The organism is Shewanella sp. SP1S1-7, assembly GCF_031932105.1.
In the GTDB taxonomy this organism is placed as follows: domain Bacteria; phylum Pseudomonadota; class Gammaproteobacteria; order Enterobacterales; family Shewanellaceae; genus Shewanella; species Shewanella baltica.
In genome coordinates this window covers 36603-61590 of record NZ_JAUOEU010000023.1, presented here as the reverse complement: position 1 = coordinate 61590, position 24988 = coordinate 36603, and the positions used below count along the sequence as shown (strand labels likewise).

Annotated in this window: 19 protein-coding genes and 2 pseudogenes; 5 read left to right on the top strand and 16 right to left on the bottom strand. The window is 44.3% G+C overall.

What is annotated here, in order from left to right; genetic code table 11:
* The first annotated feature begins 40 nt into the window (after positions 1 to 40).
* On the top strand, positions 41 to 958 hold the full coding sequence (locus tag Q4Q49_RS16465) for a hypothetical protein (protein WP_311999879.1): 918 nt from the start codon (positions 41 to 43) through the stop codon (positions 956 to 958).
* A 15-nt stretch (positions 959 to 973) separates the two neighbouring features.
* Here the strand turns inward: Q4Q49_RS16465 and Q4Q49_RS16460 are convergent, their stop codons facing one another.
* The 3 genes from Q4Q49_RS16460 to Q4Q49_RS16450 are packed head-to-tail and all read right to left on the bottom strand — an operon-like array spanning position 974 to position 3835.
* Positions 974 to 2176 (bottom strand): sugar-transfer associated ATP-grasp domain-containing protein, encoded by a 1203-nt coding sequence (locus tag Q4Q49_RS16460; protein ID WP_311999878.1) that lies wholly within the window; start codon positions 2174 to 2176, stop codon positions 974 to 976.
* The gene (locus Q4Q49_RS16455; protein ID WP_311991595.1) at positions 2177 to 2680 is read right to left on the bottom strand and encodes a lasso peptide biosynthesis B2 protein; all 504 of its coding nucleotides are present in this window, start codon (positions 2678 to 2680) and stop codon (positions 2177 to 2179) included.
* 9 nt (positions 2681 to 2689) lie between these two features.
* Positions 2690 to 3835, bottom strand: coding sequence for a nucleotidyltransferase family protein (locus Q4Q49_RS16450; protein WP_311999877.1), 1146 nt, complete (start codon positions 3833 to 3835; stop codon positions 2690 to 2692).
* Between the two features lie 608 nt (positions 3836 to 4443).
* Between Q4Q49_RS16450 and Q4Q49_RS16445 the strand changes: the two genes are divergently transcribed.
* The 3 genes from Q4Q49_RS16445 to Q4Q49_RS16435 are packed head-to-tail and all read left to right on the top strand — an operon-like array spanning position 4444 to position 12235.
* A complete protein-coding gene (locus Q4Q49_RS16445; RefSeq protein ID WP_311999876.1) occupies positions 4444 to 5886 on the top strand; it encodes a hypothetical protein in 1443 nt (480 codons plus the stop codon).
* A 14-nt stretch (positions 5887 to 5900) separates the two neighbouring features.
* Positions 5901 to 7139 (top strand): tetratricopeptide repeat-containing protein, encoded by a 1239-nt coding sequence (locus tag Q4Q49_RS16440; protein WP_311991598.1) that lies wholly within the window; start codon positions 5901 to 5903, stop codon positions 7137 to 7139.
* A 20-nt stretch (positions 7140 to 7159) separates the two neighbouring features.
* Positions 7160 to 12235, top strand: a complete 5076-nt coding sequence (locus tag Q4Q49_RS16435) for a TIR domain-containing protein (protein WP_311999875.1) — start codon at positions 7160 to 7162, stop codon at positions 12233 to 12235.
* A 2-nt stretch (positions 12236 to 12237) separates the two neighbouring features.
* On the opposite strand, the gene Q4Q49_RS16430 is transcribed toward Q4Q49_RS16435, so the two are convergent.
* The 8 genes from Q4Q49_RS16430 to rfbB all read right to left on the bottom strand — a co-directional run bounded on the left by Q4Q49_RS16430 (position 12238) and on the right by rfbB (position 21743).
* Positions 12238 to 14040: a hypothetical protein gene (locus Q4Q49_RS16430; RefSeq protein WP_311999874.1), complete on the bottom strand. Its 1803-nt coding sequence runs from the start codon at positions 14038 to 14040 to the stop codon at positions 12238 to 12240.
* A gap of 76 nt (positions 14041 to 14116) precedes the next feature.
* Positions 14117 to 14551, bottom strand: a complete 435-nt coding sequence (locus Q4Q49_RS16425) for a hypothetical protein (RefSeq protein ID WP_311991601.1) — start codon at positions 14549 to 14551, stop codon at positions 14117 to 14119.
* A gap of 86 nt (positions 14552 to 14637) precedes the next feature.
* On the bottom strand, positions 14638 to 15945 hold the full coding sequence (locus Q4Q49_RS16420; RefSeq protein WP_311999873.1) for a toll/interleukin-1 receptor domain-containing protein: 1308 nt from the start codon (positions 15943 to 15945) through the stop codon (positions 14638 to 14640).
* Positions 15946 to 15948: 3 nt separating this feature from the next.
* Positions 15949 to 17436, bottom strand: a complete 1488-nt coding sequence (locus Q4Q49_RS16415; protein ID WP_311999872.1) for a hypothetical protein — start codon at positions 17434 to 17436, stop codon at positions 15949 to 15951.
* A 272-nt stretch (positions 17437 to 17708) separates the two neighbouring features.
* On the bottom strand, positions 17709 to 19697 hold the full coding sequence (locus Q4Q49_RS16410; protein ID WP_311999871.1) for an alpha/beta fold hydrolase: 1989 nt from the start codon (positions 19695 to 19697) through the stop codon (positions 17709 to 17711).
* A 166-nt stretch (positions 19698 to 19863) separates the two neighbouring features.
* Positions 19864 to 20259 (bottom strand): hypothetical protein, encoded by a 396-nt coding sequence (locus Q4Q49_RS16405; protein ID WP_311991605.1) that lies wholly within the window; start codon positions 20257 to 20259, stop codon positions 19864 to 19866.
* A gap of 138 nt (positions 20260 to 20397) precedes the next feature.
* Positions 20398 to 20634: a hypothetical protein gene (locus tag Q4Q49_RS16400; protein WP_311999870.1), complete on the bottom strand. Its 237-nt coding sequence runs from the start codon at positions 20632 to 20634 to the stop codon at positions 20398 to 20400.
* A 95-nt stretch (positions 20635 to 20729) separates the two neighbouring features.
* On the bottom strand, positions 20730 to 21743 hold the full coding sequence (gene rfbB / locus Q4Q49_RS16395; protein ID WP_311999869.1) for a dTDP-glucose 4,6-dehydratase: 1014 nt from the start codon (positions 21741 to 21743) through the stop codon (positions 20730 to 20732).
* Between the two features lie 548 nt (positions 21744 to 22291).
* Between rfbB and Q4Q49_RS16390 the strand changes: the two are divergent.
* Positions 22292 to 22618: pseudogene (locus Q4Q49_RS16390) on the top strand (transposase); the annotation flags it as partial.
* A 488-nt stretch (positions 22619 to 23106) separates the two neighbouring features.
* Here Q4Q49_RS16390 and Q4Q49_RS16385 read toward each other — a convergent pair.
* The 5 genes and pseudogenes from Q4Q49_RS16385 to Q4Q49_RS16365 form a co-directional block, all read right to left on the bottom strand.
* On the bottom strand, positions 23107 to 23406 hold the full coding sequence (locus Q4Q49_RS16385; RefSeq protein ID WP_311991520.1) for a type II toxin-antitoxin system RelE/ParE family toxin: 300 nt from the start codon (positions 23404 to 23406) through the stop codon (positions 23107 to 23109).
* On the bottom strand, positions 23399 to 23641 hold the full coding sequence (locus Q4Q49_RS16380) for a type II toxin-antitoxin system ParD family antitoxin (RefSeq protein ID WP_311991519.1): 243 nt from the start codon (positions 23639 to 23641) through the stop codon (positions 23399 to 23401). The genes Q4Q49_RS16385 and Q4Q49_RS16380 overlap by 8 nt, the downstream gene beginning before the upstream one ends.
* Positions 23642 to 23752: 111 nt before the next feature.
* A pseudogene (locus Q4Q49_RS16375) lies at positions 23753 to 24139 on the bottom strand (IS3 family transposase); the annotation flags it as partial.
* A 168-nt stretch (positions 24140 to 24307) separates the two neighbouring features.
* Positions 24308 to 24574 carry a hypothetical protein gene (locus tag Q4Q49_RS16370; RefSeq protein WP_311991518.1) on the bottom strand — a complete coding sequence of 89 codons (267 nt, stop codon included), beginning with the start codon at positions 24572 to 24574 and terminating at the stop codon, positions 24308 to 24310.
* 4 nt (positions 24575 to 24578) lie between these two features.
* Positions 24579 to 24818, bottom strand: coding sequence for a hypothetical protein (locus tag Q4Q49_RS16365; protein ID WP_311991517.1), 240 nt, complete (start codon positions 24816 to 24818; stop codon positions 24579 to 24581).
* Between the last annotated feature and the right edge of the window lie 170 nt (positions 24819 to 24988).

The following is a 24988-nucleotide window of genomic DNA, read 5'->3' as shown; positions in this document are numbered from 1 at the left end:
CTGCGTTATTAACACTAGATTCTATCCATTGGAGAGCAAAGTGCCCCAAGAGCTTGTTTATCGCATATACGGCATAAATGTCGCAACATCACTCCCCTTGCCAGCACGACAAAGTCCTCTTCAGGCAGAAGTCTCCATCCTGCGTGGTGCCGCCCCAGATATACTGTCGGCAGCATTTTCTCCCAATCAAAAGCTACAGTTTGATGGCCATAGAGTGCTATTAAATCAACCTCTGTTCGGTAAATTACTTATCGAAAAACAAGGCAATATCCTCTTCGATTTTCATCCGTCACTGAGTCAGGCACATACCATTACCGCCATACAAGGCTCAGGGCTTGGGACTCTATTACATCTGCGCGGACAAATTCCCCTTCACGGTATGGCCATTGCAACCGATAAAGGCGCCATTGTCGTATTAGCCGATAGCGGCTCGGGCAAAAGTACCTTGGCAACCGCCATGTTGCTCGCAAACCTGTCGGTGTTTACCGACGACATTGTGGCCTTGCAAGCAGACAAGGATGGCGTTTTACAGATCCAACCGGCTCATCGGCGCTTAAAACTATCACAACCACAACTTCATACACTCGGCATTGACACTTCAACGCTATCGAATACCGCGCCCGGTATCGGAAAATTTGGCTGGGATATACCAGAGGATCAATTTGCCCACACCCCCATGCCAATCATCAAATGTCTATTTTTAGACCCTGCAAGAACCAATAGCGCACACGCTCACATTGCAGCTATCGGAAAACTTGAAGCCTTTCAACGCTTGCGTCAAAGTGTTTATCGCCCTCGACTCATAGGCGTATTTGGCCATGAACAATCATTCTTTGCGTTAAACCAACGGCTTCAACATCAATGCCAAAGCTACACAATGCAATTGCCTGAACTCGGGCATTTTTCATCCTTAACAGATTATGGAAAGGCCATCGCCAACCAGTTGCTATCGTTATAATGCTCAGCTAACGACCTAGGATATCGATTTCAAAAACACGGGACTAGACTGACACAACAAGGGCAATAGAGGGGCTTCACGCACGATTTGTAATGTATTGATCCCCCAGTTGAGGTTTCCCTCTAATAACACAACGCCGTTAGGCGTGATCACGGCATCCCAACCCACAGTATGCACATCCGCACACAATCGATGAGCCAACTCAATCTCGGCTAAAACGTCAGTCCAATGGGGCAGACTCACCTTAGCTTCATGACACTCCCAACCCAACACCGCACAATGCTCTGCATCCAACACGGCGGTTCCGTTAACCAAATCAACGGCAAACACCTTAAAACGCCTATGGGTATCGTCATTAAGTTCCAGGTTAGCAGCGACAAGGGTAAATTCCCCCTCGTCCATAGCACTCACGATTCTTAAGGTGATGGTTTTATCACTCAGTTGCCATTTCGCCATTCTAGGGTGATGTTCAAGTAAGGGCTGAACCAGATACTCACCCGTGGGTAAGCTGGATTTCAGCGATTCGAGCCCTTGTGCACCTTCATAGATAGCTTCAGCATATTCAAATCGCCACTGCTCAGGTTTTGATATTGTTACGCAGCCCTGACTGCGCGAGGCACCCTCTGGCTTAATAAATATCTTAGGAGCCATAACTAGCCAATCATCGATTGGCCAATCCACTTGCAGGTTAACACTCGCAATGGTGGCAACGGGATGACCTCCCGCCGCAGCTAACCGCTCGGCAAAAATACCTTTACAGCTTAAGTACGACCGAGAAGCTTGGCTAATGGGATGCGTTTGAAAGGCATGATGAAAATGGGGCAATTGAAAATCAAACACATACCGCCACCAATGCGTTGGTGCCACCCGATAGAGCGCAAAGTGGTAATAGTCGAATCCCGAAATGCCCTGACCTAAACCCGCCGCCAGCAATCCCGTCACCTGCGGCCAAATGGGCACACCAGCATCAACCGCTTGTTGCCTGAATCGACGCATTGCGCGGTACATCACCACCCAATGCCAACATAAAAACCAGGTCAACAATGACCAAGCAAATACACAGATTAACCAGGGCCGATGCTTAAGACTTTGCAGCATCACCTGACGATGCACCGCAATATAACCCTCACAAGGTAATAAATAACGCCAGCTATAGCGAAAAAGCGGACGTCTTCTCAGCAAGATGGACTCGATGCGGATGAGTAATTTATTCAGCACTTAACCCTTGGCCTCTATACGGGCATGACACTCAGAGCCGTAGCAACCGACCACTGTGTGGTGTTTAAACCCATTGCCACCGCTAACGAAAATGGCACTACAACAAACCCAAGCGTGCGCTTTAAGGCTGGAATCGTCTCGGCGTAAACCAAAGTACAAACGATACGGCAAACCATGCCATCTGAGAAACAGCCGGGCAACGATAGCCTGCGCAAAGCAGTTAGCCTTCCATGGACAATAACGAGCCGTATTCACTACTAAACGTGAAATCTGGCGCGCCCGGATCATTTCTGCACTCGTGAGCCTATCCCTCTGATGATGCAGCGAGTCAGCTTTATTATCACAAGCTATAGGCACGCCCAAATGCGGGGCAATTCGAGCGAACGGAAACAGCAACACTGCTAATCTAGCGAGCCCAAGTAGCAACCAAGTGGGTAAAAATCCGATTTGATAAAAGCGTTCTCTTGCCCCAAAAGCCTTGATCTTTTGAATCACTGTTTTCATCTGTTGCAACTAGGCCCCTAATAATTTTTTCTTGGTATATCGAGAGAGTTTTCTGAAGGGAAGTAACAGGCTAAGCAGGCGGCCATCACCCCAGGCGTAGCGATTGATAAATGCGACATCGGCATCGTTTGGGCAGAACAACAATAGATTAATTGCTTTCAGCCTATGCTCGAATTGGCCATTCATTAACATAGGTAATATCAGCTTCTTTAACGAAATTAGTGAACTGTATTCATCCAACCAAATGCCCATCACCCAATTGCTATAACTTTGTAATCCGATAAAGCGTTTCGGTTCAACAGTAATACCGAGGCATTGTGCCATTAAATATTCGCAGGCAATAACTTGGCGAACGACACCAAACTTCTTTGCCTCTCGCCATTTTTGCTCATGCCAATGTGGCATCTGTTGATTAAGCTTCTCGTAATAACAGCCTAAATCAATCAACCACTTAACTCGATGGCAATTGGACTTCATCGCATGAACACAGAGATAAAGATACTCAAGCACATTGAGCTGCTGTCCACCCGCCAACAAAGCCTCAGTCACGGCCTTAGAAAAGGCAGTATCTTCATTATTAACGCGGGTATGCAGCTCAATCACAGGCAAACCTGACGCTTGATAACTTTTGTCCTTAAAGAAGGATCCACGAATCACTTGACCAGGCGCAGTATCTGTAAATGCATCATTTAATGGCGTATAACCAAAGTCAATTAAGATACGCTCAGCCGCTATCGTATCTGAAGCAGAAACCAATAAATCAATATCCCTCGAATAACGGCCATTTAAATCGCCATACAGTCGTAAACTGAGATCAATTCCTTTAAAAAATTGGTACTTAACGCCAATTTCATCCAACGCTTTAGCGAGCTCGGTTTGTACTTTGAATTGTAAAAGTGTCTGCTGCTGCCGGCGAGCACTAGCTTCTTGCAACCATTGTCTAAAATCTGTGGAAAAAAATTGCGAGTCAAGTTTTGAGATTGCCGCAGCAACCAAATTCCACACTCGATGGCGGTTGACCAACCACTTTATCTGAGCTTCATTAATGCCTACAGCCAGCTTAGCTGCCAGCGTTTCAGCGGGTGTTTGGGGATAGCACAGCAATAAAAAGGTTTGCAATAACTGTTCATCTGACAATTTCATCATAATCTTCATTCAGGGCATCCTGTTAACATAGGATACACAATTGATGCCAGTAATCACATCCTAAAATGCTGCGTAAACATAGGATTGGATAGTTCATCTTTGAAGAATGACAGTCCATTGTATTAGGGATTTTAATAACACCTCAAAAACTGGATTCCCGCATCGATAACGGCTCCCGCACTCTTTCTAATTAAAGAATTCTATCTCCTGCATCTGACTACCATAGAAGGTGGTTACAGGCTTGCCGGGGGCAACGACCCAAGCAGTAACACTTTCACTGCCGTCGGCATTTTTCTTTAAATTTAATACCGGGTTATCTTTATTATTCTTAGCACCATAACAATTTATCTCATTAATCTAAGTGATTAAACATAGAAATTACCACGCTGAGCCTCTACACTTTAGCCTTGTTAACCTAGTTAACCCGATTAACAAGGTGGTGCAACATTTTTCTGCCGCTTTCCAGCCAAAATAAAAATATGCTCGGTAAATGATATGCGGTGCGTTGATATAGCTTAAACGCAAAAATTACCTACAGGAACATTATGAAACATTGGGTCAGATTTTATTTCCCGTTTAGTTTTGCACAAGATGCCGATATAAACGCCCAAGCCGCGGTGCTAAAAACCATTCAATCGTTATCACTAACCGATGTAGCCAATGCCCTTGAATTGCCAGTAATCCACACTGAAAAATTCAACCAATGTGATACCAGCATCCCCATTTGGCAACCAGCACAGTACAAAACTGACCCACGTTTTGATGATCATCTGCATAAAATTTTTAATGGCCGTAGCACAGCAACACAGCAAGACAACAAGGCATTCCCCCTATGTTTAGCCCTAAGCACCGAAGGGGTAAACTGGCTAAATGGCGGCAAACCTGGCCAGCAAGGTGCTGGCATTAATGTCAGGTTACCTAACTCTTCAGTGCAGCGTTTGAGCGAGCAGCAAATCATCGCACCGGTTGATAAAGTTCACACCTGGCCGTTGCAACTCAGTGAAATATGGTGCGTCATATTTAATACTGGCATTGGCGTATGTATTGTTGAAGTGGCGTATCAAAGCCCCGGTAAAAAGCCACACTATGCCATTCAATCGCCACTAGAAATACAAGAACTGAATTACCATTTAGCGCGAAATAAACAAAACAAACAGACCCTACCACTATGTTGGGCTGCAAACACCGACAAAGAAACGACACCGGTATTAGGGTTAGCAGGGATAGTTAACCACCTATTGCTACCATTAAAAAATACCAATGATACTCAGTCACTTAAATCTTTACACTGGGAGAGCACCTACACTTATACTGTGGCAGAGGTAGACGACAGCACAGACGATGAAAACTTCCGGCAACAAGCATTTCGATTAGCACGCAAATACACAGATGCTTATATTCCCTCTAGCGGCCAATTTACCAACAGCGAGTACCGTTTTTTTGACAACATAGTGCACCATTTTGCGCTTGAAGGTTGCTGTACACTCATTCGGCTAAGTCCAAACAGCCCCGAAGCTATTACCCAATTTGCACAAACGGCGTGTCGTATGGCCTATGAACCCATTGTCACCTTGGTTTACAGTGAAATGGTGTTTTTACGTGCAATGACACAAGGTAGTAATATTGATATTGACCTAAGAAACCCCAACGAACAGGAGTTAGAGCAGCTAAGACACTACCGCACCCGTCTTTACAATTATCGGCTTAACAGTCGTTTTGCTTACGTGAGTGGGCTTACATTACATAACGATTTTTTTCAGCACCTGCGCAACACATTTAACATTGATTCCCTATTAAAAGAACTCAGTACCGACGTAGAGGAAATAGAAGCCTTTATCAGTATGCATCTAGAAGAAAAGAACCAACGCTCACTTAACAAGGTTAAGCTATTAGGTTCATTATTTGCAGCCCTGGTCCTACTAACCGATTTAACAGGGCTGAACCTGCATACATTGTTTTTTTCCTCCCCGCCAGTGCCACCAATAATGCGCGGATTATTTTGGGGGGCACTGGGTGCCATTATCTTTGGCTTTGTTACCACGTTAAAACCCAAAAAATAAGTTGGAATAACCACATGGAGCACAAACTGGCAGCAACGCCGCTGATCAAGCTTTATCAACCCGATATAGTGCAATACGAAACCGCGCATTTAGCCCTGCACAAGGATTTAACCCATCTACAAGCGGTATACGATGCAGGCGCTACTGAAGCCGTTATTTTTTATGCTGGCCGTATTTTGGAAGCACTGTCAGCTGAAGGTGTCAGCCTGTTTGGTGAGCAATCAAAATCCAACGTATTTGCGAACCTAGAATACTTAAACGATTTTCATATTTTTGACTTTGCCACATTACACTGGGCACATGCACTGCGTCGGCAAGCGAACCAGGTACGGCATTTACTGGGGAATGTTGAACCGCAAGATCAAGATATTGCCCTGGCGCTACTCGACACTTGGCTTGGTTGGTATTTTTCTAAATTTCCACTTGGTCTGTGCCTAAACCAATACCGCACACACAAACAGCAGGGCAATGCATTACATCAGTTAGTTGATAACATTAGCCTGCAAATGGCCAGTACAGAGGTTAACGAGCAAGCTCTGTTAGTACACCCTTTGGTACAAAAATCGCCCATTTTCAGTTCTATTTTAATTGAAAGCTTAATTAATAAAGACCAACTAGACCTTGCCGGTAATGCCCTACAACACACCCTGCAACATTACCCAGAAGATTTACGTCTACGCCAACTTAACGGCTTATATTGCAGCCGAAAAGGCATGCTAGATGAAGCTACAGAACAATTAAGCGGCCTTTACAAAACGCTATCAACCGACGATGAAACCATAGGTATTTTTGCAGGCGTACTTAAAAAAACTTGGCAGCATGACCAAACCAACACCAACGCACTACAACGTGCCTGCCGCTTGTATGACAAGGGCTGGCAGCAGTCAAAACAGCGCAATACCTATTTAGGCATTAACGCCGCGGCAATAAACTTATGGCTTGGCAACTCAGATAAAGCACGCGAGATCGCGCTGGGCATAGTGCAACAATTTCAGCATAAAAAACTGATGATTGAGCAGAAACAACGCATGCAGCAATTTAGCTTCAACTTTTGGGAATTAGCCACCATTGGCGAAGCACTTTATATCACTGGCCAGCAAACCGAGGCGCTGGTGCATTACCAGGCGCTGTTTGCCCCTGGGCTACATCCACTAGGGAAAATCCGTGTTGCCGCTAAGCAACTTACCGTTCATTTTGAGCATGTCAGCCCAAATCCTGCAATTCTAAAGTTAGTGCAAACATTGCTAACTTAATTGCCATAGAGAACACACTGATGACGCAATATAAATACAAAGCCTTTATCAGTTATAGCCACAGGGACAAGCTCTGGGGAGACTGGCTGCACAAGTCGCTAGAAAAATATTCCATTCCTAAAGCCTTAAGGGGTAAACCTAACCGCGATGGCAAAGTGCCGGATAAACTTTTCCCCATTTTTCGAGACAGGGAAGAGCTCCCGACGGCCACAGATTTAGGTGCAGTGATTTCTAATGCGATAGAAAGCTCAGCCTATCTAATCGTGATTTGCTCACCAAATTCGGCCAAGTCATTGTGGGTGGAACAGGAGATCCTAGCCTTTAAACGTTTGGGACGGTCAAATCGAATTTTGGCTATTGTGGTAGATGGCGAACCCAATGCATCTGTCATTACGGGAAAAGAAGATCAAGAATGCTTCCCCAATGCATTGCGTTATGAAATAGGTGAAGATGGCGAATTAACAGAGACTCCAACCGAGCCCTTGGCTGCAGACGCTAGAGCAGGTAAAGACGGTAAATCAAATGCTTTGTTAAAATTAGCCGCTGGGCTGTTGGGCGTAAATTTTAACGATTTAAAACAACGGGAAAAAATACGGCGACGTAACCAGTTAATTGGCTACGCGGTTGCCGCGACGTTGTTGTTCGGATCCGCTTTAGGGTATTGGCAATACGCACAAAATATTGAACAAAACCGGCTATTGGAGCAAAGTGCAAAGCTGACAACAGAAGCCCAAGCCGCTATAAAGGCTGGTGATACCCAAATTGCCATTCAAAAAGCCCTGCAAGCTTTACCTGCTAACCTCACAAACCTTGATCGTCCCTACTACGCCAAAGCGGAAGCCGTACTATCTAAGGCACTTTACCAACATAAAGAACAACAAGCCGTACTGGCCCATGATGGCGGCACGCAAATACTGGCGTACGATGCAAAACATGACCAACTATTTACCACAGGACAAGACGGTAAAATTAAACAATGGCAAGCATCAACACTTACCTTTAAAAAAGAGTTGATCAACCACGACACGACCTTTAATCGCATGCAAATGCACCCCACGCAGCCGTTACTCATCACTCTGGATGCCAATAATAAAGTTGCAGGTTGGGATATCGAATCCGGCCAACGCCGCTTTGAATTTTATGCCTATGTAAGTAAAGAAATTCAGTTCAGTGCGGATGGAAATTACTTGTTTGCTGATAACCAAATCTGGAATTTAGCCGACAATATTAATGTTACGCCCAAAATGCTCACATTTAATTGGTCTGATGTGGAAAAGGTCATCCCGATACAAAACTCAGACAACATCTTAATTCAAGTTAAACACCCTGATAAGCATCAGCTTTATATCAGCGGACTCAATTCCGAAGTCAACGCCAGACAAATTGCACTACCCGAATCAATACCAGTTCGACTGAATAGCTACCAAGCAATTAATTCTGCTTATGCATTTAAGAATGGCAGTATTTTTCTTGTCGATGAAAATACCAATGCAGCCAGCATTGTTAATAGCTCTTACCAAAAACAATTTGAACCTAAAGTATCAAAGGTACTCAGCCTAGACGATACCAAATTGGTCTTTTTTAATGACGATGATGACACCATTTACACTTTTGATAGCGAGACCCAACTGACCACCCAGGCGACAGATCGGCTCGACATTATATTTCTGGGGCAACATGGTGATATCCAATCACTACAAAATTTACAAAGCGTGTTAGTGCAAACTGAAGACAGTGTCAGTCTCATCAATACGGTAACGAGCAAAAAAATACCCATATACCAAGACAAGCAGACAGAACCATTTAGTTATGGCCGCAAGGCACATATACCCGATAGCGTATTAATCCCCCAAGATAACCGTTTACTTATCGCACTGGATAACGGTCAGCTCAAAGCATTCGATTTAACAGACCAACTGGCCTATCAGCCACTGCAGTTCAAAGGGACTCCATACCAATATCGCCCCAGTTCCGATAGCCGTTATAGTGCATTATTAACACGAGAAGGGAATCTATACCTGCTCAACAAGCAGCAAAAATCATTGCTTTTGATACCCCACCCCCGCCCTATTACCAATATGCAATTTGGCCCAAAGCAACAATTGGTTTTTATTGATGCTGAAAGTCTCTATGTGCTAAAGCCCGAGCATTTAACAGACCCCATTGCTTATTCACCTTTTCCTGCACCTGTTCCACTAAGTCACCAACTGATCTCTTCACTCTGCCAAAATGCTGTCGCGGTGCAGAGCAATTATGGCCAGTGGCGCACCTTTGATATAACCAATATGCAATGGCAACAGGAAAATGAGACCGATCCCATTATCGCTTTAATCGCAACCGACGGCGGCAATATCCTTAAACGTCAGCAACAAAAAATGCAACGCTTAAGTCAAGAACTAGTGATGATTGATAGCCAAGATGTCGCACCGTTATCGATGATGACCTCATTACCCGAACAACGGATATTTTCCGATAACGGGAACTTTGCTTTATGGGCAGAACTATCGGGTAACATTTATTATGTGGATTTGAAAACGGGTAACACCCTAGCTAAGTTGACTATTTCAGACAAAGACGTTGGATTGTCACTATCGTCATCGGGGGAGACTGCACTCATTACTACGGCAGCCCGCGTGTTTGTTTTAAAGCCTAACCAACAGGGTGGAGCAATTGAAGCGGAAGAAAACTGGCAATTAATTCATAGTGCCATCTTGCCTGACCAAAGCTTGTTTATGCTGGAGTACAACGACGAGCAAACACGTTGGAAAAGCTTTAGTGCTAACATCAACACAGGCAAAAAACAGCTTTTACATGACTGGGAAATGGGCAAGCACACTAAGATTATCAGCGGCAAAACTAATGTAATTGTGCTCAATGAAAACGAAACCGTATTACTAAATCTCAGTACTGGCCAACAAGCACCAATCGCATTGCCCTTTTATACAAAAGACAGCAAGATTGTTTATTCCAGCCCAAATCTAGACTTCTTTTTAATCGCAGACAACCAACAGTTATCCCTATGGAAATTAGGTAACACATCACCACAATGGACTCTGGATAATTACTATTCAGGCTTACAAGTCGTGGTAGACCGCCAGCAACAATATTTTGCGCTAGGCAACTCAAGTAGAGCGAGTATTTACGCATTAGACAATGCGAAAGAACTGGCTAACCATTTTAATTTTAGTGGCTTAGCATATGGCTTTGATACCCAAAAACAACTCATTGTATGGCATAACAACGGCTTGCTGTGCCACTGGGATTGGCAAAAAAACGGATCCATTTTCAATGCCAAAGAGCTTACCGACAAAAATGCCTGTGTTTACAAACAATTCAACGATGGCTTTATACAGGTAACAGATAACCATGTTTTGCAATTTAGTAAACATATAACCTATTCATTGCTGGGTAACACCGCAATACCGGCAAGTATAGTGTGCGATGCCACAGAGCCATTACTACCTTTACGGCGTAACTCTAAATCCATTATTTGTAAAAACAATGATGGCAATATTCAGGTGTTAAATATCGCCAACGGCAAACTTACGGAACCATTCAAAACCATTAAAATCAAGTACATTACTGCCAGTTTAGATGGCCAAACATTGGCAATAATGGATAAAGACAACCAGATCTGGGTAAAAAACATTAGGTCTACCGAACCAGAGAAAGCACTCTTTGCACAAGAACACTTACGTAGCCTCAGCATCAATGATCAAGGCACTCTCATCACCAGCGTTGACCAAAATTGGACCGCTCACATTAGAGATCTCATAACGGGCGCCGTTGTTAGCGAATATAAGCTTGAAATAGAACAACCCCATCAGGAAGAGTCCTTCTTACTGCTTACGGATGAACAGCAAGACATTCTCATGGTGTTTATAAGTGGTGAAGTTTATCGATTTAACAAAAATGGGCTACAACAGCGCTTTCGAGTAGAAAATGCACTTAATCTTGGGGTAACTAAAATTTCCCAGTTACAACATCAACTTATTCAAGCTGGATGGGATGGTATTAAGCGCTGGAATACCCTAACAGGAGAGCGTTTAGCCGATATACCCACAGACGGAAGTTTTTATGACCCAACGAAACTGTTTATCGATGAAGCATTGGGACAGTTATGGTTTGCTGACAATGGAATTGTTGCGGTTGACTTAATCAGCGGCAAGCGCATTGCAAAAATAGAGGGCGATTTTCAAACTCTTGCTCGTTCACCAGATGGCACTAAGGTCGTTGCTAGAGTGAGTCAATACTTCGACTTTCAATCTAAACTGTTTGACCTCAACAGCAGCGAACCATTGGCAACGCTAGCAAGCAACAGCGAAACCTTTCTGGCTTTTACTGCGCCGAATCATTTACTGTCAGTTTCCGCCAAAGGACATCAATATCTATGGGATCTGACTGAACCTGCCAAACCGGTTGGTAAGTTACTACCTAATTCAGTTGATGGCCTTGATGTTAATAACGACTGGTTAATGCATGACAATTTTAACCAAACTGTGGTGATGTCTGCAGTCAATCATGAAACTGTATACACCTCTGTTTTGGTGAACTCAAATAGCGTATTTGGGACATCTGAGGGCAAGCAACAACATGATGCTAATCAGCAGTTCATTTTTTTAAAAACTGGTGATTTTAGTATTGATACCCTAACGCGAACATCCATAAGCCACAATGCCACTATCACCACAAGCGGCAAAATTGCCGATTTCAAAACAACAATTGATGGCTTGGTTACCCTCTCTGAGCAAGGTATTTTACAAACCTGGCAAAACAGCGGCGCCCTTATTAGTACGCTAAAAGATGATGATGGCGACATGGACAAGGAGGTGGACAACGCCAGCTTAACGGTTGCAGGACCATTCACACTCAGTATTAAGGGACGCACAGTATTGATATGGAATACTGATGCCCTTGGTGTTATTGGTAAAATAACCGCTTCCGATAACATGGGTGAAAAGATTGTTACAGCAGAAATAGATCTGCAAACACAGACCTTATATCTAGTAATGGACAGTGGTTACATTCAAGGCTATCCATTATTGCCATCAGGCCAAGCACTGATTGACCTAGCAACCAAGACCGTACAAAGGTAAATCTATCCCGGTATCGCCAAAGCTTTTCGTTCAAACGTTACGCGCCAGTCTCTTAGCTCGGTGCTTTTAACCTGCCGCACCAGCTCTGATAGGGCTAATAAGCTTGCCAAGTCATGCTCAGAATAGGTCATCCGCTCGGCGATATCGCTTAACTGCGCGGCGGTTAACTCGCTACGGTGAGCTATGCCTTCATAATCACCATGGGCGCGTAAACCATAACTGGATGCGCCAAAAGCTGGCAATAACGCAGTAATAAAAGTCACCCAGGTTGCCACATTGTAGGTTACCGTTCCGGCAAAAACCGCCACACCTAAGTAGCCTAAACAGGCCAATAAAGTACCGTACAAACACACTTCGCCCAAAATATGCAGCCGATGATCCGCTTTATGCGCCCGAGCCGCAGTATGATGGTGATAAACAATCTGAGCATTTAACTGGGTAGTTAACCCAAGGCTAAATTGTTCGGTACACGCTTTATTTAACTGCCCTGCTGGCAGATTTACCGAACGGATCACCGCCGTTAAATACCAGTTAACCCAGGACACATGCTGCGCCTGATAAAACGATGATATCAATCGATGTTGTTTTAAGCTGTTAGCACCAATTAAAGCAAAATACCGTGCGACACGCAGCTGCTCTGCCAATAAACGATAATCTAACCATTTCTGATGCCAGCGATGACTTTTACCAATGTAGGTATTACCCAGCATGCCCAGAATTAGGCTCAGCTCTAATAAGATCCACACTAATTTCAGATCTTTTAATAGCAAGCCCAATAACGCCATTAATACCGCCATAGAGGCAAGCACATAATTAAGTATACTGGCCGCACGATATTGCTGTGCAAGCATTGATGCCATTAAATCGGCTTTAACATAGTGCTGATGAATCACAGCGCTGGCTTGTGTGTCGGGCATTTCAGCCGCAGTGTTCTCGCTAAAGGTTTGCCACTCCCGAAGCGTTAAGTCCTGAACATCTGACTGCAAAAAATCAGTTTTTTGCGGTATCCGGCCAGAAATACACCATTGAAAAAACGGGTATAACCAACCTTTTCGAAACCTCCCCGGACTGGCATTTACAAACTGAGACAGCTCTTTGCTTTCTAATACATTGGTGCTTTCAAGCGGTGGCGTCAGCGTTTTTTCGACATAATCCCCCAGCCAAATCTGCCAAGGCGCTTGCTGAATAATGCCAAGGCTTGGCGAGATACACTGTACCGGAACATCGTCAGACAATCCGACCCACACTACCGGAACCCCTTCTTGCAGCGCCATGTCGATAACGCTTGCCGTACCGCCGGGGCCGCGAGCGGGTTTGCCATCCCACAGTGCAATTAACACATCAATATTACGCGCTAGTACCTTGCCTACCGCCTCGTATCCAGCCAACTGAGCAGTATCGTGGTCAAACGCTAAATCGGTCACGACTTCTGCTCTATCGAGCAAGGCTGTAAAGGCATTTTTTGATGTTTGGCTCTCAAAATCTTGCAGGTAACTTAACGGCGAAAAAGGCAATAATGCGTGCAAAGCCCAACCTACATTTAATGCTTGCTGGGCCACCAAACGGTCGGCACCTTCAGCTAACGCTGAAGTAACCTGCAATTGCGCAGTGTTACCGCTGTAAATTCCTGCATAACGCCACAGAACATTATTGGCGGCACGGGACAATTGCAACAGAATCTCTGCAACGACCTGTTCAAGTGCTGCACGGTTAGTCGCCGCCAACGCAGCATCCCGATGTCCAGTCACTCCAACGCGTAAACACAGAGGTATATCCGTTAAAATAGGTTGATGTACTTTATTCAAAAAAACTCCTAGAGCGCGAAAACATAAAAAGCAAATACCATTATTACCAACACATTCCAGCGGTATTATTTAGCCTCTATTGCTGTGCCGTAACACGGGTAATTTCCGCCTGATACTGTTCAAAATCAAACACTAATGGTAGTAGATCTGAGTAATCCCAGAACAGCCCGGCAGCAGCTTTCGTTTTATCAGCCCGGTAAGGGTTACTCCAACAATGCCAAATAACATAATCAGCATTCATGTCTTTAATCACCTCAACCTGCACCTTAATAAACCAGCACGTTGGCTCACTGCAGGTACATACAAAAGGCACAAGGGTGCCGTTATTATTGGTTAGCGACGCCAAACTCAATCCTGGCTGATACGCACCTGCTATACGTCCGGCAAACGGCACTTCATAGTCGCGCAAAACCGATAAGTACGGCTGATGATCTACCATCAATTCATATAGATTTTCGCTTCCTACCTGCTGATGTAAGCGCAAACCAAAGTGTTGCAGTTTAGTGGACATATCGCTCTATTTCAGGAATTAGCATCAATCTCCCCCCTCCACGCAATACCAGCACCAACGAAGTAGCTCTGTGCTTTACTTTTCATTTAACTTAGCTGCTTTTTAAGCGTTGCCACCAAATTGGCAATATGTGAGCTTAACGGGGGGGTTACCGCGTCAAGCCAGTGGCAGATACTGATAAAATACGCCAAATCCGCTTCGAGTTCGGTCGGCTCTATTTTGAACGGCACAATTAGCTTATTGGCATTGACTGCACGTTCCACCTCGCGCAGCACATGCTGCGACGCGTTAGATGCATCGGAAAACACCAGCACGAACGCTTTACAGGCGCCAATTCCCTTAACAATGGCTGCGGCATACGACTCACCGGGACCAATATCACGCGGCGCCATCCAACAGCAAATGCCTTCGCTTTCCAACCCGTGGCATACCGCCAATGCCTGATTAAAATTCTTTGACGAGTAGCTGATAAACACATCAAGCGTCCCAGTTTGATCTGCCCTTGCTTGCGGTGTGGACGCTGACACTGAAGCCAGAGTTAATGCTTTAAGTGCTGCACGCAGGTCAAATAAACGGGCAATACGAGTTAATGGGTCTGTTTCATCCAGCATTGAAAGCGGTAATGCAGAATAAAAGAGATCTTCCGCCAACTCATCTGCTTGCAGTGGAACGTTTTTTATGCCGAAAGGCTTTAGGGCTTGGTACTGAAAATCATCAATAATTTGCTGTAATTGCTCTTGCTTACCTGCCGAAAAATTCAGCAAAGTATCAAGTTCATATCCCGCATTTAAACTTTGAGTCAGGTTGTTTTTGATATGTGTTTTAATGTTGACTGGTATATTGCTCTCAAAATCCAGTTTCACCATGAGTTTCCTAGCGGTACGCTCAACTTCTGTTGGCGCTGTAACCGCGATCAGATTGAACTGGATAGTAAGATCTGACAACCCGGGAAAATCAGGATTAAACAGTAAATTCAGCAACTCAAATAAGTGCAATTGGGTTGGAATCGTGACGTCATTAGCCAGAGAATGGAGATTTTCAAGCCGCAAAACTTCATCGCCACACGCCATGTCATGAAATGCATCAAACGCCGCTTTGCTATTAACAGAAAAATCAGCCAGCGCCTGGTTACAAACCAAGCTGGAAAAGTGAAAACGATCCAGTTCGGCTTGCTGCTCATCACTTGCATTCAGGTACAGACCGATGTTGACCTCTTCAGGCTTACAAACCAGTCTAAGCGAAAATGCCTCAACAGCTGAATGCGCAAGTTGATACAGTATGTCTTTCAGCCAAGCTAAACCAGCCGCACTGCGTGCTGATTTGTGCAAATAGAGGCTTTGTACAATGTTTTGGTGAGCCAGTTGATAACTAGCCCTGTATGGCATTGGCGACATCGGTTAGCCTGTTCTCATAAAGCGTTTCTTTTTCTCGTTACTGGCAGGTTTTTGCTGCGAATTCAACACACCAGACCTGGACTCTCGCACAATGGTGAAGTCAATATCCTGATCCACATCGCGCTCTTTAATCAATCGCTTAGTTAGCTTTACCAAAGTGGCATGCACAGTCTCCAACGCAAAATTTGCATCGCTGATATCGAATTCGTTCGGCTGATGCCATTCAGATTCAATACTGTACACATCCAAGCGAGTGCCATCGTGATGAGCATAGCCTGCACCAATATTTTTCTCTGCCCAGCTGCCGGCATTGACATGCGCATCCCAGCCGATATACAAATCATCACCGTACGCATAGATTTTAATAAACACCAACGCCCTGCCAATACTGAACACATATTGTTTGCGCTCAACTTTACCGTCAACACCCCAATACCAAATAAGCTCTTCGTTTAATTTGCCGAACTGACTAGTATTGGCCTGCATAGCGTTAACAAACTCGGTTTCTAGTTGTTCTGCATAAGCCTGCAATCCCTTAATCGCCACCTGCCATGAATCAAGTTGTAATAACTGTCTAGGCTCAATTGAGGGTTTACCTGTAGTCAGTTTCAACCGCTTGGCTTTGCCAAAAAATATCCTGCGCAGCAACGGAAAAATCAGTAATGGTGGTATCACCATCATGACGATATCCACACCACGCCACTGTTTGTAATCGCGGGGTTTATTAGCCGGACGCCAAACTTGAATGGGGGCTTGCTTCAAACGCTTTGGTTTAAAGTGCCAGCGTTCCCCTTGCAGCAACTGCGTGATCAAACCTGACAGTTGCTCTAGGCTAATTTGATATACATCGGAAAATTCCTGCAGCTTATATGACGACTCTACCCGGATAGAATAGGTGATCGGAAAACGCATAAACGGATGTGCATCCAAGCGAATCAAAACCAACGACTGAGTTCCAAGTTTATTAGCCAAGGCACCGTCGGGAAAAGCCGGTTGAAACATCGACAAGCTGACAAAGGTTACCGCAGAATAGTTTTGAGATTGTAATAATTGGATATTGGCAGAGTCTGGTAGTTTGAGCTGCGCTAAAATTGTCTCGACCTCCAGATACAATGCTTGTCTCGCCGAATTTAGCGCTTCTGCCGGATTATCAGCGGTCACAGGAATGACTGAAAGCGCATCTTTAATGCTGCCCGTATCTTTACTGCCAGTTCCAAAGAAATGGCTTTTCAGATAAAACAGCGACAACAAGCCAGCAAGCAACCAAGTGCTATTGCCAATGATCAGTGAGAAAATCCACACCGGATTGTCGTAATATCCCGAGTCAAAATCACTATTGGCATAATTAAGTTCCAACATTGCCATGCAAATAAGACCCACAACCAATAGAAAAAATCGAGCGCCTTTGGGTTTAGTTAGCAAAGTTAAAACGGCGGCAAACACCGACAACCAGCTTATTTTCAGGAAAAAATCGACCCATTCGTAAAGCATATTGAACTCCCTTTACCATTGTTATTTTTTTCGTTTACAGTGTAGTAAGTAGATATTCAATAGCCAACGTCTCTATCAATTTAATAACAAACTAACCACATAACTCCTACAAAAACTAATCGACCTAGCTCACCACACCAGTGTTAGATGAGAGACAGCTTGGCTTTGCGCGCAGCTATGGGTTAAATCAACAAAACCACGTGCCGTAGCTAAAGATATAGGAGAGTCTAGAGTTAACTTTTTGATTTTTAAAAACACTACCTATCAACCTACTATTCAATTAATAAGGGAGAGGCGGAAAATCCCTCAGCATTCCCCTTATCTAACACCGACTGAATAAACCAGCTATGGGCATAACTATGGGCGCCAGTATAAGGATCTATCTCTGGCGGTGGAGTAATATCAAAGCGGTTAAAGCCAACCACAAATTGATCGGCAGGTACCCCCTGCGCTAACGATGAAGTGACATAAAAATCGACCGGGAAGTGTGACGCAGCCTTAGCAAGATCGGCCACCAGCGGAAACGGCGTATCCAACATAGTTACCTGCATAGGCTCTGGCGCCAACCCAAGTTCACTGAGCACAAGTGCTGCGTGTAACACAACAAAACCGCCTGCACTGTGGCCAATTAAATGCAGCGGTTTGTCGCGCGAAATGGCTCCGTTTCGTATAGCACGGGCCAGTTTAAACCCAACCAACTCACCAATACGCTCACCTTGCGGGCGGATCATAGATAAATCGTTAAGCATATCTTGCGCTGCTTGTGGCATGCCCATCGCATTAAGCGCCAAGGTATCGAGGGCACTGTCAGTGTTACCCGATGGTTTAGCCGCCTCTTGCCAATCTACCAACACTATATCGGGTACCTGCGGCGCAGTGCGTAATGCAATAGCGGTTTCCAGCCGAGTCATCCAGTGCCCTTTACTACGGCTTTTATCCACGCCATCGTGCAAGCCATGCGCCAATACGACAGTGCCGTTTTGCGCCGCTAACTGGCCTTGCTGCCACAAGCCATAGGGATTACCTTCACTCCGAGCGCTAAACAAACGGCCGTCTTGCTGGCGAAGTACCGACTGGATAGCAGGGTCTTCCGGAGCACGCTTATATTGAATAAACGCCGTCGTTAGCACCATAGAAAGCGCGACCACCACCACCCGGCCCAATACCACTCGGCCAATAAAACCCGCACTGTACTCCAGCGTACCAAGCAAGCGAGCCAACATACTTTGGCGCAAAACCACAGCCGCTTGCCATTCTTTTAGTTCGGCTTTATCCCGGTTAGCGCGGTAGTAAGGTTCATTATGTTCAGCCTGATAGAACCATTCCGTGACTTCAGCCAACAACGAGGCCTCGACGTCTTCGACGATCTGCTGCATTTGTTTTGCATCGATTGTCGCTTCAAGATTTTTTTTCGCGGCACTGAGTAATTCTATTTGCTGGGCAAAAGTACCTATACGCCGATTAAGCTCAAGCTGCGCACCACGCATTTGCGCTAACACCGCCAGTAAAGGTAGCAATGTCCCCACAAAGCCAAATACATAATCAGAATAAGACCAGTTAAGCCATATCGTCGCTTCATCACGCCATGCAATCGCAACACCTGCTACCGCTAAAAACAGTGCCGCATCCAGTGATAGCGTCACGACTTTGCTCAATTGCTGACGTTGATTTAACGCGTCATGCCGTTTTTGGTGATAGTACGACAGCTGATCATTCAAGCGATTCAAAACATAGTTTCGTTTTACCGTTTGAACATCGCGAACAGATGACTGTGGTGAGGAAGGCAGTGCCAGTGCCACGGTCTGAAGCATAGGGGAACGACGTAGTGCTGCAAAAGTGAGATTGCCATCAATACCCTCCGTTGCGATACGCGAGCGCGCGATCTCCGCCACCAGCCTGGCTCGAACCCACAAACGCTGCATCCCCCGCCAACGCACCCACCAACTGATGATCAATAAGCTAATCGTACAAAACACTACACTGTACGCAGCAATAGAAACATTCAGTTGCTCACGTAAAATAATCAGCCAAAGGGATGGGGCGAGCACAGCAAGCCCTTGGAATACCAAAATAAAATTATAAAGACGTCGAGTATGAGGTGCTAAGTGATTCGCGACTTCATCTGCTTTTTGATAGCATTGCTCTACCGTGTCGTCCGCTTTAACCTTTAGCAAGCTTAATAAAGGTGCTAACCAAGCTGCGGTAACATTACCATCTTGAGGTAGATTAGCCTGCTCCCCATGATTAACAGAGTGCTTCAACTTGAGAAATCCTTTTTCTGGTTATCTAGTTCAAATACAACTCATATTACTTAATAAACTCACTTGAGCACGGGTATGCTTATTAACCTAGTGCTCAGATTAATCGTTAATCTTAGTTCGAAAATCGGCGCTCAACATAAATATAGATATTTGAACAAGTCAGCCGTCAGCCATTCCCCTCAATGAATTCTCTTTTGGCGGTTGTTAATCGTAAAAAAAACTCCTGCCTCTCCGCCTCATCGAGAACAACATCACGAACAGCCTCATCAACAATTAATTGATTTTCAATATAAAAAGGCATAAACGATTCTAAGTGGTAATGGGAGGGATTGACTTGAAAAATAAGCTTGTAAGTATTAATAATATTTTTTAATAAAACGCGATTTGTTGGTAAATATTTTAAACACTCACCCACTTTTGTATAAGTCTCAAATTGAGATTGAGCAGTTGGCTTTTCTAATTTAGAAAAATAATTAACACACTCAAGCTCCTGTGGGGCGGCACTCAGTTTGCCCATTATCAATAAAGAGAATAATCCAAAGAGCCAAAGTTTATGTTTCATTAAAAGTCCAATATTGCGTAACCGTAAACAATCCCATCCATAATAGATACACTTATAGCGTTCATCAAGATAGCCGCAAGCCGCATATGGCCCAATGATCGTCTTTAACCTGGTTTGCCTGCCACGCCCAACTAAAACCTAGATACGAAAGTACAGTAAACCAAGGTTACACTTGGGGCATTTTTCATCTTCCCTGCCAGCCAAAAAAAACATCTCTTTAGTATTTTCACTACCACAGTTGCCGCATTTCTCAGGGCCTAAACGTCGATGCAAATGATGATTACCGCAATTTAAACAAATCCGTCCACCACCATTTGGGTTTACGATTTCAACCACAATATTGCATTGTGTACAAAATACATTGCCAACAATCATCTTTGATCCCTCGTTTTTTATGCATAGTGTGCTTAGACATAAACCCAATTAAATTGGGTCCTAAAAGTACTCTGACATCAATTACGCGGTGGATTTTAGACCGCTTGCACTATCCACTCGACCGTTTTCCTCAGGCCTGAATCAAAGGATTCGAGTGGTTGCCAACCTAATTCACGTTGAATTTTACTCGCGTCAATGGCGTAGCGCACATCATGGCCTGGACGATCAACAACATGTTGTATTAAATCACGAAACCCTATGCCACTCATTGCCAGAGACTGCGGATGAGTGGGCACTAACTCTTCTAAGAGATCGCAAATTCGCTGCACCACAGCAAGATTAGTGTATTCATTTGAGCCACCAATATTATAGGTTTCCCCTAGTTGCCCTTCAGTGACGACTAAAAATAATGCCTTAACATGATCATCTACATACAACCAATCCCGCACCTGCTGGCCATTGCCGTAAACGGGTAGTGGTTTTCCCAATAACGCATTATTCACCATTAAAGGGATTAGTTTTTCAGGGTATTGAAAAGGGCCATAGTTATTAGAGCAGTTAGTAATAACTATCGGTAAACCATAGGTACGATGCCAGGCGCGAACAAGATGGTCCGCCGATGCCTTGCTGGCAGAATAAGGAGAACTAGGATCATAGGCGCTGGTTTCACTAAATAGCCCCGTCTTTCCAAGGGAGCCATAAACCTCATCGGTGGAAATATGGTGCAATCGAAAACGGCGCTGTTGTGCTTGCCCTAAAGTTTTATAATAACTACGGCATGCCTCGAGCAGTGTGTAAGTTCCCACGATATTGGTTTGAATAAACTCCGCGGGCCCATCTATTGAACGGTCCACATGGCTTTCGGCCGCTAAATGCATCACAAGATCGGGTTGGAATTGCTGCAACACCTGGTCTAACCTTGCCCTATCGCAAATATCTGCCTGCACAAAATGATAGCGCTCACTATCAGCAACACCCGCAAGAGATTCAGGATGGCTCGCATAGGTCAGCTTATCGAAGTTGAGCACCACTGACTCCGTTTGCTCAATCAGCATTCGCACTAATGCCGATCCAATAAACCCTGCACCACCGGTAATGAGTATTCGCATATCGCCTATCCCAAAGTAAAAAGTTAGAAAAATAAAAGGCCCGAAAGTATACAACTTTACCTGTAGAGCAACGTGACCTTTTTAAGTACGGGGTACAAGAAGAATGCTACCTGTGCAAGGCGGAGCGAACACAGAGGCGCATGCGTGCCATTGACGGATTGACGATAAACATCACGCTTAGCTTACCGTAAGGAGTGAACGATTCAGGCATTGTTCGGTAACGGGTTAAGCATCAATAGCGCTTCATCTAATGATGATGTGCCCCCTAATAGACTCACACATTGCTATAGGTTTTTTCAAATAAAATTCAGAATCTTAAGCATAAATCACTTTAGCGCTGAGACATTTACTTGGCTAAAAATGGCCATTTGAGACACTTCCCTGCCCTCATTATTGTGCTGTCGCAGGGTTGTTGAGCGGCTGTTGTCTTATCAAATACTGGTTGATAACGGTGTACACGCTCAGATCTGCTCTGACAATTACCCGTTTTTCTGGCGACTCCGTCAGATTAGATTTGAGCTAAATTCTTTTCAGCCCACCGTTTGCGTAATACCAAACTGATAGAGGCAGCTAATTACCTGGCCAATCAATGGCACAAACTCATTCGTTATGTTGATGATGGCAGATTGAGTATTTATAATAATCGTGCTGAGCGAGCAGTAAAACCGTTTGTGATTGGCCGAAAAAATTGGTTATTCAGTCAGACAGCTAATGGGGCTAATGGGGCTAATGCCAGCGCCACGCTTTACAGCATTGTCGAAACCGCAAAGGTTAATGGCTTAGTGCCATTTGATTACATCATGGTTTGTCTTAATGAACTGTGCCAACCAGCACCGGATATCGACAGCCTGTTACCTTGGAATTTTAAAAGATAGGTGTAGTTGCCCAGACGCTTACTTTTCTCCAGTGCCGCCACATAGTGGCGCTGCACCGAATCGCGCACACGGCTGTTAGAGACTGAACACTTCTACTGGTCACGACTACCCAGGCTGCTGGACAAATTGCCCAGTTTTAGACAAGAAAAAGCCCCAGGAAATGGAGCTGATTGCAAAAGTGTTATGCCTATCTCTCGTCGTTAAACAGTTTTCATTATTAATAATGCGTTTTGTTTTACTTCTTTTATGATTTCATCTGGATCTATACCAGTTTTTTCTACTTTTCGACCGCTGGAGTCAACGGCGGTAACTCGATAAGCAAATCCGCCAACTCAAATTAATTGCCAATGGGCGCAGATTAACTAACAACGGGCTTGCATTCATTTTGGCGGACTCACATTAACTGCCATTAAACAGCCATGATCCAACAAGCTCGCAAAGAGTTGAGCTATGTAAAAGCTAACTTTACATTTTTGGCGCGTTGGGCTTTAGTCAATATCTGGATAAAAATGCCGTAATGGTTCCATTTGTTGATGAAGGATGCGAAGGATGTAGATCCCATAAGGCTGTTTTTTATAGAAAATCGCATGTTTATGATGATTATAACGTCGAAGTTCTTTAGCAATTTCAGGGCACTCATGCCCCATTAGAGGCTGCTCAGTGATTGCCAACAAAGCCTTATGCATACTTACTGTATAGTCATCCGCTTGCTTAACACCAAAGTTCAATAAGGTGTATTCAAAAATTCGCTCAAAGTCTTCGGCAGCAAGGTTGGAAAGTTTATACATTGTGCTTTTGTTTCACCATTGCAGCGATGTCATGAAGTGATAATGTGCATTCACCACTTTGCTCACCAGCTTCAATCGCCATTTTCAAAGCTATGGTCTGGTTTTCTTGTCTTTCTAATAGTCGTAAGGCAGAACGAACAACTTCGCTTGTCGAGCCGTAGCGACCTGACGAAATAAGCTGACCGACAAACTCATCTAACTGTGATCCGATAGTAACACTGGTTGTCCTTGACATGTTTACACCTATTTGTGTGAATAGTTAACACAGTAATGATATATGATGTTAGATACCAAATCAAAGTGTACTGGTCAACCCTGATCTGATCCGCTAACTTTGGACACTTAACTAAGCACTATTCTTCAGTTCAAAATTCTCAGGGCTTAAATAGCCAAGTGAACTATGCCTTCTGGTTTTGTTGTAATCAACTTCTATATACTCAAACACGGTTTTTCTCATGGTTTCTCGGTCCATGATTGGCTCGTATTGAATGGCCTCAACCTTCAGTGAATGGAAGAAGCTTTCTGCACAGGCATTGTCCCAGCAGCAGGCTTTGCGGCTCACTCTTTGGATAAGTTTATGTTTTTAAATCAGATTTAAATAAGCATGTGAACAATATTGGCTGCCTCGGTCGCTATGAACAATCACGTTTTTCGGGAATCTACGGCGGAACAGCGCCATTATCAGCGCGTCACAAGCCAGCTGAGCCGTCATACGATTACTCATCGACCAGCCAAAATCAATAAACACAAGGCCATCGTCAGTGAGTACCTCGCAGAACAATAGGCTGAGCGAGCTGGAAGCCTAGGTCAGAAATAAAGCCCATGAGTGTGGGCTTTGTTGTCTCTAGCAAAATCAAAATAGTGCCCGACAAATACAATCAATTCACGATTGATATATAGCTTAACTTTTCTTGGTAATTTCAACTGAAGAAAACGACACAGCTAAAACTTGACCGTCATCATCATAAACAGTCCATTCGTTATTGCTACTACTCGCTTTGCATAAGCTAAAGCCAACACTGCCACTTTCTTCAATGCTGGTACAGCCGTTGAATTTCAAAGTGTAAGTAGAACCCCTAAAGTCTTTAAACAAAAGCAATAAGATGTTATTTTCAAAGCTGTAATGCTCAATAATCCCATCAGCAATAAATAAGTCATTAAGTTTCATAATATTACTCCCACGGCCAGGCTGTTGTTTTTTCAGCTCCCGCATTCTCAAAAGCTTTTCGCATGTTTGCTTTAGGACTTGGTGCTTTTGCTGCGTCATAAATGTGACGATGTGGCAGAACATGTTGCCAAAAATTCTTGTTTAATAAATTAAGAGTTCCATTATGGCTTTGGAATACCTTAGAAATATCACCAATATGATTTTCAGAAACAATTAATCGTGTCGGCGACACTTCGTGGTACACTGCGCCATTTGGTCTGGTGTTGGTTCGTGCAGACTGTATCTGTTGTCGAATGATACCGCTGCTCTTAGATAACCGCCAAGTGCTTGCATAAAGCCCATAGCACGGGAAGCCATAAATATTTTCTTCTGATGAAATGTTTACAAACCCAAGTTACCAAAAATGTAAAAACT